Origin of the sequence: Streptomyces sp. NPDC006309, assembly GCF_040613095.1 — a bacterium.
Taxonomy (GTDB): domain Bacteria; phylum Actinomycetota; class Actinomycetes; order Streptomycetales; family Streptomycetaceae; genus Streptomyces.
This window is the reverse complement of sequence record NZ_JBEXRO010000031.1, coordinates 35,853-48,460: the sequence shown is the minus strand read 5'-3', so window position 1 is coordinate 48,460 and position 12,608 is coordinate 35,853. Positions and strand designations below refer to the sequence as shown.

Here is a 12,608-nt window from a genome sequence, read left to right as displayed (position 1 = left end):
GCACATGACCCGATCACCTGGTGGATGCTCCGTTCGGTGGCGTGTCTCCCGGAGACGGGGGAGCGTCCCGCGCGGGCGTCCGGGGAACGGCCGTGCGGGCTGCTAGCTTCGCGAGCGGTCCGAGGGCCCCGGGCGTCCCGGGGCGGTACGGGGCCATGGCCGCGAGCGGAGGCAACGGTGACCGGTACCACGGAAGACGCGCACGGTTCGGCAGCCAACCCCTTCCGGCGCCGGAGTCTCCTGGCATCGGCGGCCCTGGTGGCCGCCGCCCAGGTCCCGGCCGCGAATCCGGTGCGGGCCGCCGATCCCGACCCGGCCGGGGGTCCCGATCCGGCCGGCGGTCCCGGGCAGGCCGGCGCGCTGCCGGAGTGCGGGCCGCCCGCCGGGCCCGGCTGCCGGTCCGTGGCGGGACTGCTCGCCGTCCCGGAGGCGGACCGCGGGGTCGGCTGGCTCAGGCAGGCCCTGGAGGTGGCCGTGGCACTGGAACTCGCCACGCTCCCGCCCTACCTGTGCGCCTGGTGGTCCGTCGGGGACCGCCGCAGCGAGGCCGCCCGGCTGATCCGGCGCATCATCGGCGACGAGATGTACCACCTGGGCGTGGTCTGCAACCTGCTCGTGGCCGTGGGCGGCCGGCCCCGGATCAGGGAGTCGGCGCCCACCTATCCCGGCCGGCTGCCCGGCGGTGTGCGCAGCGGGCTGAAGGTGTACCTGTCCGGGCTCACCCGGTCCTTCGTGCACGACGTGATGATGGCGATCGAGGCCCCCGACACACCGCTGGCCCGGGCGGCGGACCGCTCGCCCAGCATCGGCGACTTCTACGGCGACCTGCTGAAGGCGTTCCGCGCGGCGGCACCGGAGCTGTCGGCGCGCGGACAGCTGTCCAGCCGCATCGGCTCCGACGAGCTGACGCCGGTCCGCACCCTCGGCGACGTCGAGCGCTGTATCGCGATCGTCAAGGAGCAGGGCGAAGGGACCGCGAGTTCCCCGGCCGACTCCTTCCAGGACGACCATCCGGCGCACTACTACGCCTTCGCCGAGATCTACCACGGCCGGCAGCTGCGCCGCACCGACCACGGCTGGCACTTCACCGGCGCGCCCGTGCCCTTCCCCGACGCCCGCCCCATGGCGCGGGTTCCGGCCGGCGGCTGGCCGCATCCGCCGGAGCGGGTCCGGCAGCTCCTGGCCCGGTTCGACGGCACGTACGCCACCGTGCTGGACAAGCTCGACGCGGCCTGGTCCGGGGGCGGTGCGAGCGCCATGGGCGCGGCCGTCCACGCCATGCGCGCGATGGAGGAGCCCGCCGTGGAGCTGATGGAGATCACGATCCCGGACGCCCCGGGCAACTACGGCCCCCAGTTCCGCCTGCCCTAGACGAGGCCTGCCCTGGACGACGCCTGCTCCGGGCGTCACCGGCCCGGGGCGACACCGGCCCTGGACGACGTCGGCCCCGCAACGCCGGCGTGGCGTGCGGGGCCTGACTGTCGTGCGGACCGCCGGTGGCGGTCCGGGGTGGTGCGGCCGAGTGCTCAGCGTCCCCGCGGTCCGCCCTTGGGCAGCTTCATGCCCTTCGGCATCGGACCCTTGGGCAGCGGCATGTTGCTCATCAGGTCGCCCAGCGCGCGCAGCCGGTCGTTGGTGGCCGTGACCTGGGGGCCGGTGAGCACGCGCGGCAGCTTCAGCATGGTCGTGCGGAGCTTCTTCAGCTCGACCTGGCCCTCACCGGTGCCGACGATCAGGTCGTGCACCGGGACGTCCGCGACGATGCGGTTCATCTTCTTCTTCTCGGCGGCCAGCAGGCTCTTCACCCGGTTGGGGTTGCCCTCGGCGACCAGCACGATGCCGGCCTTGCCGACCGCCCGGTGCACCACGTCCTGGCTGCGGTTCATCGCCACCGCCGGAGTGGTCGTCCAGCCGCGGCCGACGTTGTCCAGCACGGCCGCAGCGGCACCCGGCTGGCCCTCCATCTGGCCGAAGGCGGCCCGCTCGGCACGGCGGCCGAACACGACGGCCGTCGCCAGCAGGGCGATCAGCAGACCGAAGACACCCAGGTAGACCGGGTGGCCGATCAGGAAGCCGATCGCGAGGAAGACACCGAGCGTGCCGATGCCGACGGCCGCGAGCACCAGGCCGATCGTCTTGTCGGCCTTGCGGGTCATCTTGTACGTGAGGGCGATCTGCTTCAGTCGCCCGGCATTCGCGGCGTCCGCCGCGGGTTCCTTCCTCGCCATGCCACGAAGTCTACGTGCCCCCGGGAGCGCGGACGACGGCAGTGCCCGGCGGGGACCGCCCGGGACCGGCGCGGGCGTCAGGAGCGGGTGGCGGCCTGCTCCAGGAACCGCTGCGCCTCGACCCGGTCCTTGGCGCGGCGGCGGTCCTCCAGGACGGAGGTCCAGGCGTTGCGGCGGGCGGTGCGCTGACCGCCGCTCATCAGCAGCGACTCGACGGCCCGGAGGGCGTCGGTGAAGGACGGGATCGCGGTGGCGTGTACCGGCGCGGCCTGCATGGGCGGGGTCCCCCCTGGAAGCGGATGGTGTACGGGGCGTGATACCAGAGTCACTGTTTGGTGTTACCAGGGCGTGTCCGACCGGTCAAACGCCCATGAACCCGAATGCGTCGTGCCGTGAACGCCGACGCGGCCCTGACGTACGCCCTCATCAGCGAGGACGGTCAGGACCGCGTCGGTTCGGCCATTACCGGCCGGTAAGTGCTTGTGCGTGAATTCACACGGGCCGTCGGACGGGCTGACGGACGGCTTGGCGGACGGCCTGTCAGACGGCCTGGGCCGCGCTGTAGGAGCCGCGCTTCTCCACGGCCATCTGGTAGAGGCGGCCGGCGCGGTAGGAGGACCGCACCAGGGGGCCGGACATCACACCGGAGAAACCGATCTGCTCGGCCTCCTCCTTCAGCTCCACGAACTCGTGCGGCTTGACCCAGCGCTCGACCGGGTGGTGGCGCACGGACGGACGCAGGTACTGGGTGATGGTGATCAGCTCGCAGCCCGCCTCGTGCAGCTGCTTCAGCGCCTCGCTGACCTCCTCACGGGTCTCGCCCATGCCGAGGATCAGGTTGGACTTGGTGACCAGGCCGACGTCGCGGGCCTCGGTGATCACCTTCAGGGAGCGCTCGTAACGGAAGCCGGGGCGGATCCGCTTGAAGATCCGCGGGACCGTCTCGACGTTGTGCGCGAAGACCTCGGGCCGGGCGGAGAAGACCTCCGCGAGCTGTTCGGGGACCGCGTTGAAGTCGGGCGCCAGCAGTTCGACCTTGGTCCGGCCGCCCTCCCGGTCCGCCGTCTGGAGGTGGATCTGGCGCACGGTCTCGGCGTACAGCCAGGCTCCGCCGTCCGCCAGGTCGTCGCGGGCGACGCCGGTGATGGTGGCGTAGTTCAGGTCCATGGTGACCACGGACTCACCGACGCGGCGCGGCTCGTCCCGGTCCAGCGCCTCGGGCTTGCCGGTGTCGATCTGGCAGAAGTCGCAGCGCCGGGTGCACTGGTCGCCGCCGATGAGGAAGGTCGCCTCGCGGTCCTCCCAGCACTCGTAGATGTTCGGGCAGCCGGCTTCCTGGCAGACCGTGTGCAGGCCCTCGCTCTTCACGAGGCTCTGCATCTTCGTGTACTCGGGGCCCATTTTCGCCCGGGTCTTGATCCACTCGGGCTTGCGCTCGATGGGGGTCTGGCTGTTGCGGACCTCCAGGCGCAGCATCTTGCGTCCGTCGGGTGCGACTGCGGACACGACCGGCTCCCTAGCGATTGATTCTTCGGCGTTCCCCAGGGTACGCCCGTTGATTTCATGGCCCGGTGCGGGCGCCGTCCTCGAAGGCGCTACGCGGGTGTCCTCTCGATGTCCCGCGGCTTGAGGTCCGCGTTCTCCAGGATGTCCCTCAGGTGCTTCTCGGCCACCGGCAGGACCTCCTCGACCGTGACGTCACGGCCCAGTTCGGCCGCGAGCGAGGTGACGCCCGCGTCGCGGATGCCGCACGGGATGATCCGGTCGAACCAGACGTTGTCCGGGTTCACGTTGAAGGAGAAGCCGTGCATCGTGACGCCCTTGGCGACGCGGATGCCGATCGCGGCGATCTTGCGGTCCTCGCGCCGCTGGCCGGCGTTGGAGGGGGCGTACTCCGGGCCGTCGAGGCGGGGATCGAACTCCTCGTCGGTCAGCCGCGGGTCGAAGTCGAGGGAGAGGCCGCCGAGGGCGGGGCGCCGTTCGACCGGGTCGCCGAGCACCCACACGCCGCTGCGGCCCTCCACCCGGGTGGTCTCCAGACCGAACTCGGCGCAGGTGCGGATGAGGGCCTCCTCCAGGCGCCGCACGTGCGCGACGACGTCCACCGGGCGGGGCAGCTTCTGGATCGGGTACCCCACCAGCTGGCCCGGCCCGTGCCAGGTGATCTTGCCGCCGCGGTCCACGTCGATGACCGGGGTGCCGTCCAGCGGGCGCTCGTTGTCCTGTGTGCGGCGGCCCGCCGTGTACACCGGGGGGTGTTCCAGGAGGAGCACGGTGTCCGGGACCTCGTCGGCGAACCGGGCCGCGTGCACCCGGCGCTGCTCGTCCCAGGCCTGCTGGTACTCGACGGCATCCGCGCCGAACCCCATACGGACGAACCGCAACTCACTCACGGCAAGCGCCTCCCTCAGCGACCGGTGTGTCAGGCGCGTGAAGCGCCCACGCCACTGTACGTCCGACCGGAGTACGTCAGCCCTGCGGGCGTTCCTCACACGATCGGATGAATGCCCGGCGAAAGATGCGACCGCCCGCTCACTCTCCGCTACATTCGCGCCGTTCGTGAGGCCATATGGGCTGCTGAAAGGCAATCCGGGCACTTCAGAGGCCCGGAAGGCAGGAGACCGCACCGCAGATGACGGACCGACCCGCGCAGCGCACCCCCAACCGCCAGCTCGCCGCGCTCATCGCAGAGGCGGGGTTCTCCAACGCGGGTCTGGCTCGTCGGGTCGACCAGCTCGGCCTGGAGCACGGGCTGGACCTCAGATACGACAAGACCTCGGTCACCCGCTGGTTGCGCGGACAGCAGCCGCGCGGCACGACGCCCGCCCTCATCGCCGAGGTGTTCACCCGCCGGCTCGGGCGTCGGCTCAGCGCCCAGGACCTCGGTCTGGACGCGTGCGCGCCGGTCTACGCCGGGCTGGAGTTCGCGGCCGGCCCCGAGGAGGCGGTGGACATCGTCAGCGGGCTGTGGCGCAAGGACTCCGGCAGCCACGCCGAGCTGCGCAAGATCGCCTTCACCCCGGCCGGGCTGGTCGTGCCCAGCCGGGACTGGCTGATCGGCAAGCCCGACGACCGGGTGGCCCGGGACCCGGCACCCCGGGTGCCCGCCCAGGGGCGCCCCGGCGCGGCCAGGCCCCAGCCGCAGCCCCAGCCGGGGGTGCCGGTGCCGCCGCGGGCGCGGGGGGCCGGTGGGCACGGCCCCGGCCACCGGGTCACCGGCGGCGACATCTCCGCGCTCCGCTCGGTCGGCGAACTGTTCCGCACCCTCGACGACCGGTTCGGCGGCGGCCACGCCCGGCAGGCACTGGTGCGCTATCTGGAGCACGAGTGCGAGCCGATGCTCCGCGGCAGCTACGACGAGCAGACCGGCCGCCGGCTGTTCGGCGCCGCCGCCGACCTGACCCGGCTCGCGGGCTGGACGTCGTACGACATCGCCGCGCACGGACTGGCCCAGCGGTACTTCGTACAGGCCCTGCGGCTCGCGCAGGCGGCCGGCGACCGGGCGTACGGCTCCTTCGTCCTGGTCACCATGAGCCGCCAGGCCGTCTACCTCAGCCACGGCAGGGAGGCCGTGCAGCTGGCGCGGGTCGCCCAGCAGGGCGTCGGCACGGGCGCCCCGCCGGTCGTGCAGGCGCTGCTGCACGCCGCCGAGGCGCGGGCGCACGGCGTCCTGGGCGAGGTGCGGGCGTGCACCGCGGCGCTCGTGCGGGCCGAACGCGCCCTGGACGCGGCGCGAGCCGGGGACGACGTGCCGTACTGGGCCGCGTTCTTCGACGAGGCGCAGCTCGCCGACGAGTTCGGACACTGCCACCGCGATCTCCAGCAGTTCCGGGCCGCCGCCCAGCACGCCGAGCGCGCGCTCCAGCTGCGCGCCCCCGCGTACGCCCGCAGCCGCCTGTTCTGCCGGGTCGTCCTGGCCACCGCCCGCCTCGCCCTCGGCGAACTGGACCAGGCCTGCGCGCTCGGCGCGGAGGCCGCGCGTCAGGCGGCCGAGATGCGCTCCGCCCGCGCGGTGGAGTACGTCCGGGACTTCGAACGCCGGCTGGAGCCCTACCGGGACGCGCTTCCGGTCCGCACCTACCGGGAGAAGGTGGCGGCCCTGGGCTGAGCGCGCCCCGGCCGGGGCTCAGGCCGCCCGCGGCAGCGTCGGGACCGGGTCGGCCCGGTGGAGGGAGCCCGCCATGCCCAGGTCGGAGAGGATCGCCGTCGCCGCCCGGCGGGCGGAGTGCAGCGCGCCCTGGACGGTGCCGGAGTCCCGGTGGTCCCCGCAGACGTACAGACCCGCCAGCAGCCGCACGGGCCGGCGCGGATCGTGCGGCGGGCGCATCACCGGGACCGCCTCCGGCGTGTGGTGCACGGCCAGCGTCTCCCAGCGGCGCGTCGAGGTGCCGTAGAGCCGGGCGAGGTGGATGCGGACCGCCGTGTCCACGCCCTGTGGCGGGGTGCCCAGCACGGTCGAGGAGATCAGCGTCCGGCCGGCCGGCGCCCGGCTCGGGTCCACGTTGCTGAGCACCGCCGTGTGCGCCACCGGCCCGCCCCGGTCGGCGTCCAGCAGCAGCGAGGTCCCGGTCGGGAAGGCCGCCCCGGGCTCGTCGGTGGTGTGGTGGAGCACGGTCACCGGGTGGAAGTCCGGCACCCTGAGCCCCGGCAGCAGTTCCGCCGCGGCCCGCGCGTCGGTCGCGAGCAGCACCGCCCGGCACCGGATCTCCCCGTGCTCGGCGGTGGCCACCGACGTCGTGGACACCGAGGTGACCCGCACCCCGGTGTGCACGGTGTCCGGTGGCAGCGCCCGGGACAGCAGCTCGGGCAGCGTCTGAGCGCCGCCCTCGGGCACGCACAGCCGTCCGCTCGCGAAGGCGTGCAGTGCCAGGTCGGCACACCGGCTGGACGTGATCAGCTCCGGGTCGCACAGCAGCGCGGCGAGCAGCGGGCGCAGGAAGCCCTCGATGGTGCGCGCCGGCACCCCGCGCCGGGCGAGGGCCAGCGCGGCCGGCAGTTCGGGGCGGGCCAGGAGGCGTTCGACGGGCGTGGCCGCGATCCGGCCGAGCGCGGCGCCCAGCCGGGCCTGGTCCACGGCGCCGCCCACCGGCGCGCCGGCCCGGCCGGGCGGGGGCACCGGGCCCCGGGGGGTGCCGGCGAGGGCGCGCACCACGTGAAGTGCGCCCCGTGCGCCCCGCGCGCTCCCTCCGGGCGACGGCGCGCCCGCGCGCTGGGTGCGGCCGTCGCGGTGCAGCAGGACGCCGGGCGCGAAGCGGCGCACGGCCAGGGCGCCGGGGCCCGGGGTCGGCCGGAGTTCGGGGTAGGACGTGGACAGCAGCTGTCCGACGCGGTCGAGCCGGAAGCCGTCGACCTTCTCGGTCGACATACGGCCGCCGACGGACGGGGCGGCCTCCAGGACCGCGGTCGTCAGTCCTGCGCTGGTCAGCCGGTGAGCCGCCGAGAGGCCGGCGACTCCGGCTCCCACGACGACGACGTCCACCTGGTACGCGGGCTCAAGCACGAGGCCCCTCCTGTGGTTGCGCGGCCGGTGGAGACGTCATGCCCCCAACTGGCCCCCGGGATACCGGAGTTCGGGTCGAGGGTAGGGGTCGCGTTCGGTCAGAAGGAGTCGCGCATCAACAGAGCACGGTCGCATAGAGGTCGCATACGGTCACTTCTGTTCGCCCAGGTTGCCAGTCGGCTCATCCCGCCGCACGGATCGCCTCCTCGATGCCCGGGAACGCGAACCGGAACCCCGACTCCAGCAATCGCTTCGGCACCACCCGCTGACTGCCCAGCACATCCCCGGCCATCTCCCCGAGCGCCGCCCGCAGCGCCGGCGCGGGCACCGCGAACACCGCCGGCCGGCGCAGCACCCGGGACATCGCCGCCGTGATCTCACGGTTCGTCAGCGGCTCGGGCGCCGTCAGATTGACCGGCCCGGACAGCGTGGCGGTGTCCAGGACATGCCGGATCGCGGCGACCTCGTCGTGCAGCGCGATGTACGACCAGTACTGCCGCCCGTCGCCCAGCCGCCCCCCGAGCCCCGCCCGGAACAGCGGGAACAGCCGCGCCCACGCCCCGCCGCCCCGGGCCACGACCAGCCCGGTGCGCAGGAACACCGTCCGCACCCCCGCCTCCCGCACGGGGGCCGCCGCCGCCTCCCACTCCACGCACAGCCCGGACAGGAAGCCGTCGCCCGGCGGGGCGTCCTCGTCCACCACCCGGTCGCCGGTGTCGCCGTAGATGCCGATCGCGCTGCCGTTCAGGAACGCCCGCGGCGGCTCGGGGAGCGCGGCCACCGCCTCGGCGAGCGCGGCCGTGCCCCGCACCCGGCTGTCCCGCAGCAGCCGCTTGTACTCCGGCGTCCAGCGCCGGTCACCCACCCCGGCCCCCGCCAGGTTGACCACCGCGTCGCAGCCGGTCAGCCCGGCCGGGTCGACGTGACCCCGCCCGGGGTCCCAGCGGACCTCGTCCGCGCCCCGGGGCGCACGGCGCACCAGGCGTACCACCTCGTGCCCGTCCGCGGTCAGGGACCGCACCAGAGCGCTGCCGATGAGGCCGGACGCGCCGGCCACCGCGATGCGTGAACGTTCCATGCCCACCAGCATGACCGCACAGCCGCCGGGAAACCCGGTGGGCGCCCCGGACGGCCCGCCATAGGGTGATCACCATGCCTGAGCTGTCCCTGCGCGCCGCCCGCCCCGACGACGACGCCGAACTGGCCCGCCTCGACCGGGCCGCCTGGTCCCCCCTGCACGAGGTGGTGCCCGCGCCCGAGCCGCCCTACGCGCCGTTCTTCGAGCGGCACGACCCGCGGGATCACCTGGTCGCCGAGGCCGGCGGGCGCCTCCTCGGCTACATCCGCCTCGTCCGCCCGACCCCGCTCGCCTCCAACGCGCACGTCCTGGCGGTCCAGGGCTTCGTCGTCGCCGAAGAAGCGCGCGGGCAGGGTGCCGGGCGCGCCCTGATCCGGGCCGCCGTCGCCGAGGCCCGGGGACGCGGCGCCCGGCGCCTCACCCTGCGCGTCCTCGGACACAACACCCCGGCACGCCGGCTCTACGCGTCCGAGGGGTTCGCCGTCGAGGGCGTGCTCCCCGAAGAGTTCTGCCTGGACGGCACCTACGTCGACGACATCCTCATGGGCCGCCGGCTGTGAGCCCCGCGCACCCGGCCGACCGGGCCGCGGCCACCGGCCGCCCCCGTCAGGAGCCGACCAGCCCGCCCGTGTCCACCGGCGCCGTCGCCGTGGCCGCGTGCCGGGCGTCGGCCGCCACCTCGGCCGCCGTCAGCGCGTAACCCGTCTCGGCGTCCGAGGTGGAGCGGGCGAAGACCACCCCGAACACCCGGCCGCCCGTCGTCAGCAGCGGACCGCCGGAGTTGCCCGGCCGGACCGTGGACCGGATCGAGTACACCTCCCGGGTGACCGTGCGGTCGTTGTGGATGTCCTGCCCCAGCGCCCGCACCCGGTTCGCGACCGTCGCCGCCTGGAGGTCCAGGCCCCCGTCCTGCGGATAGCCGGCCACCACCGCCGAGTCCCCGCGCACGGCACCGCCGCCGAACCGCAGCACCGGGGCGCGCAGCCCCGGCACGTACAGCACGGCCACGTCCCGGTCGGGGTCGAACAGCACCACCCGTGCCTCGTACGACGGACCGACCCCGCCGACCCGGACGCCCGGGCGGTCGATGCCCGCCACCACGTGCGCGTTGGTCATCACCCGCTCCGGCGCGTACACGAACCCGCTGCCCTCCCGGCCCTCGTTGCCCGCGGCGCCCTCGATCTTCACCGAACTCCTGCGGGCCGCCTCCGACGCCGCGGGCGTCACACTGTCACCGGAGGGCCGGGCCACCCGGGCCGTCGACTCGTTCTCGAACGGGTTGAACACCTGCGGGAAGCCCGCATCGGCCAGCGCGGACGTCGCCCGCGAGAACCACGCCGGTGTCGTCTCGGGCATCGCCTGCTGCACCGCGCCCAGCAGCGCCGAGTCGCGTATCTGCGTCGTCAGCGTCCGCGCCGGGGCCGCGCCCAGCACGCTCCCCGCCACCCAGGCCACGATCAGCACCGCCACCGCGTTCGCCGCCGCGCCCCCGGCCCCGTCCGCGACCCGCAGCGGCCCCCGGTCCAGCTCCCCGCGCAGCCGCAGGGCCAGCCGGCCCGCCAGCTCGTGCCCCACTACCGCCGGGACCAGCACCGTCAGCACCGCGAGCACCGTCGCCGCCGACGTCCCCCGCTCCACCTGGCCCGTCACCCACGGCAGCGCCCACACCCCGACGGCGGCGCCGCCCACGAACCCGGCCAGCGAGACGCATCCGGCCACCAGTCCGCGCCGGTAGCCGGACACCGCGTACACGGCGATCACCAGCGCGAGCAGCAGGTCGAGCAGGTCCACGCCAGCCGCCTCTCTCCCGGACCGTCCGCACGGCCGGGGCGGGTCCGCCGGCCGGCCACCCGTGCGCGAGCGCACCCGGCGGCGAAACCGGCTCACGTACGTGTGTACCCCGGAAACGTCCAGGACCCTGGCGAGGTTCCACCGGGACGGTCCGACCGGACGGTTCCACCGGGGACGGGCCGGCCGCCGGCGCTCCACGGCGGGGCGTACGCCCACGCCACGCCACGGGCGGTACGCGGCCGTCGCCGGCCGTGCCGCCGCGCGGACCGGTGCCGGGGTCAGTCCTTGAACCGCTCCCACAGACGCGGATACCGCTGCGCGAGCGCCCGCTCGTTCTCCAGGTCCACCGGCGTGCCCTCGGGCTCCGCGGGCGCCGGGGCGATGCCGAGATCGGGCGCGACGGTCCCGGTCAGCTGCTCGTACGCCTCGTCCGCCGCGTAACCGAGCTCCTCGCCGTCGCCGTCGATCTCCTCGTCGAACTCGCCCAGCAGCCCGGCCAGCGCGTCCGGATCGTGCAGGGCGCCCTCGAAGACCTCCCGGCCCTGGCCGATCAGCCAGCACCGGAAGAAGTCGAACGCGTCGTCGCTGCACCCGTCCAGCAGCACCCAGGCCGCGCCCCACAGGTCCCACCGGTAGGCGCGGTTGTAGCGGGCCTCGAAATGCCGGGCGAAGTCCAGGACGAGATCGGGGTCCAGCCGGAGCAGCCGTTCCACGAGCAGGTCGGCCTGCTCCTCGGGGTCGCCCCCGGCGGCCTCGCGGGCGGCGTCGATCAGCTCCCAGAACTCCGTCTCGTCCATCACGCCACCAGCATCGGGCCTCGGCCGGTGGGCCGCACGTGGAGTACCGCGGATCGTTACCCGGCGTCCGCCCGCCCGTACAGTTGTGCGAGCCGGGCCGCGTCGGCCGCGCACCGCTCCCGCAGGCTCGCCGGAGCCAGTACCTCCGCCTCCGGCCCGAGCGCCGTCAGCTGGGCGTGCGCGACCTCCTCCGACTCCACGGGCAGCGTCACCGTCACCCACCCGCCGGCGTCCGGCGCCCCCGCGCCCGCCAGCGCCCGGCGCGCGGAGAGCGGGTCGACGGCGTGCGGCAGCCCGCGCACACCCCGCGGGGACAGCCGTACGACGACCTCGGCGCGCAGGATCGACCGGGCGAAGCGCTCGGCCTGGTCCGCCCAGTGGGCGGGCAGGTCGAAGTCCGGGTCGCGGGCGAACCGCTCGCCGAGGGCGTCGACGGTGTCGAACCGGTCGACGCGGTACGTCCGCGGGGAGCCGCCGTCGGCCACCCGCGCGCACAGGTACCAGACACCCGCCTTCAGCACGAGCCCGTACGGCTCCAGCCGCCGCTTCACGACGCTCTCCCCGCGCCGGTAGACCGCGTCGATCCGCCGGTCCTCCCACACCGCCTCCGCGATCACGGGCAGCCGGTCGGGCGTCACCGGCTCCCGGAACCAGGCCGGGGCGTCCAGATGGAACCGCTGGGCGGCGCTGGCCGGGGCGTCCCGCAGCGAGGGCAGCAGCGCGGCCGCCACCTTCAGCCGGGCCGCCGAGGCGGTGTCCTCCAGCCCCATCTCCCGCAGCGCGCCCGGCACCCCGCTCAGGAACAGCGCCTCCGCCTCGCCGCGTGCCAGGCCCGTCAGCCGCGTCCGGTACCCGCCGGCCAGCCGGTATCCGCCGGCGCGCCCCCGGTCGGCGTACACCGGCACCCCGGCCTCCGACAGCGCCTGCGCGTCCCGCGCCACGGTCCGCTCCGACACCTCCAGCTCCCGCGCGAGTTCGGCGGCGGTCATGGCGGGCCGGGACTGGAGCAGGAGAACCATTCTGATGAGCCGGGCCGCACGCATGGACTCATGATGCCGGAGCCGGCCGACAGCCGGGCCGGCCCCGGTCCGCCGCCGGCCGGTCACCGCCGCGCGGGCCGGGCGCCGTCACGGCGGAGGACGCACGCCGTGGAATACGCACGCCGTGGAAGACGAACGCGGCGGACCGGGGACGCGGTAAGCGTCCCCGGTCCG

At 74.8% G+C, this 12,608-nt stretch carries 12 protein-coding genes; 3 read left to right on the top strand and 9 right to left on the bottom strand.

Going from position 1 to position 12,608, the window contains the following annotated elements:
* The first annotated feature begins 177 nt into the window (after positions 1–177).
* Entirely contained in the window at positions 178–1,371 is a 1,194-nt protein-coding gene (locus ABZ117_RS30120; protein ID WP_356825207.1) for a ferritin-like protein, read from the top strand.
* Positions 1,372–1,526: 155 nt separating this feature from the next.
* On the opposite strand, the gene ABZ117_RS30115 is transcribed toward ABZ117_RS30120, so the two are convergent.
* The 4 genes from ABZ117_RS30115 to lipB all read right to left on the bottom strand — a co-directional run bounded on the left by ABZ117_RS30115 (position 1,527) and on the right by lipB (position 4,621).
* A complete protein-coding gene (locus ABZ117_RS30115) occupies positions 1,527–2,228 on the bottom strand; it encodes a DUF4191 domain-containing protein (protein ID WP_356825205.1) in 702 nt (233 codons plus the stop codon).
* Between the two features lie 77 nt (positions 2,229–2,305).
* Positions 2,306–2,503, bottom strand: coding sequence for a hypothetical protein (locus ABZ117_RS30110; RefSeq protein WP_356825203.1), 198 nt, complete (start codon positions 2,501–2,503; stop codon positions 2,306–2,308).
* 265 nt (positions 2,504–2,768) lie between these two features.
* The gene (gene lipA, locus ABZ117_RS30105; protein WP_356825201.1) at positions 2,769–3,734 is read right to left on the bottom strand and encodes a lipoyl synthase; all 966 of its coding nucleotides are present in this window, start codon (positions 3,732–3,734) and stop codon (positions 2,769–2,771) included.
* Positions 3,735–3,823: 89 nt separating this feature from the next.
* The gene (gene lipB, locus ABZ117_RS30100) at positions 3,824–4,621 is read right to left on the bottom strand and encodes a lipoyl(octanoyl) transferase LipB (protein WP_356825199.1); all 798 of its coding nucleotides are present in this window, start codon (positions 4,619–4,621) and stop codon (positions 3,824–3,826) included.
* A 239-nt stretch (positions 4,622–4,860) separates the two neighbouring features.
* On the opposite strand from lipB, the gene ABZ117_RS30095 reads away from it, so the two are divergent.
* A complete protein-coding gene (locus ABZ117_RS30095) occupies positions 4,861–6,336 on the top strand; it encodes a regulator (protein WP_356825197.1) in 1,476 nt (491 codons plus the stop codon).
* Positions 6,337–6,354: 18 nt separating this feature from the next.
* On the opposite strand, the gene ABZ117_RS30090 is transcribed toward ABZ117_RS30095, so the two are convergent.
* Complete coding sequence (locus ABZ117_RS30090) at positions 6,355–7,728, bottom strand: NAD(P)/FAD-dependent oxidoreductase (RefSeq protein WP_356825195.1); 1,374 nt, start codon at positions 7,726–7,728, stop codon at positions 6,355–6,357.
* A 181-nt stretch (positions 7,729–7,909) separates the two neighbouring features.
* Positions 7,910–8,806, bottom strand: a complete 897-nt coding sequence (locus tag ABZ117_RS30085; RefSeq protein ID WP_356825193.1) for a TIGR01777 family oxidoreductase — start codon at positions 8,804–8,806, stop codon at positions 7,910–7,912.
* Positions 8,807–8,880: 74 nt separating this feature from the next.
* On the opposite strand from ABZ117_RS30085, the gene ABZ117_RS30080 reads away from it, so the two are divergent.
* Positions 8,881–9,366 (top strand): GNAT family N-acetyltransferase, encoded by a 486-nt coding sequence (locus ABZ117_RS30080; RefSeq protein WP_356825191.1) that lies wholly within the window; start codon positions 8,881–8,883, stop codon positions 9,364–9,366.
* Positions 9,367–9,412: 46 nt separating this feature from the next.
* Here ABZ117_RS30080 and ABZ117_RS30075 read toward each other — a convergent pair whose 3' ends face one another.
* From ABZ117_RS30075 to ABZ117_RS30065, 3 genes are all read right to left on the bottom strand, one after another.
* A complete protein-coding gene (locus ABZ117_RS30075) occupies positions 9,413–10,597 on the bottom strand; it encodes a MarP family serine protease (RefSeq protein WP_356825189.1) in 1,185 nt (394 codons plus the stop codon).
* Between the two features lie 278 nt (positions 10,598–10,875).
* Complete coding sequence (locus tag ABZ117_RS30070; protein ID WP_356825268.1) at positions 10,876–11,394, bottom strand: DUF4240 domain-containing protein; 519 nt, start codon at positions 11,392–11,394, stop codon at positions 10,876–10,878.
* A gap of 56 nt (positions 11,395–11,450) precedes the next feature.
* On the bottom strand, positions 11,451–12,437 hold the full coding sequence (locus ABZ117_RS30065; protein WP_356825187.1) for a WYL domain-containing protein: 987 nt from the start codon (positions 12,435–12,437) through the stop codon (positions 11,451–11,453).
* Positions 12,438–12,608: the final 171 nt, after the last annotated feature.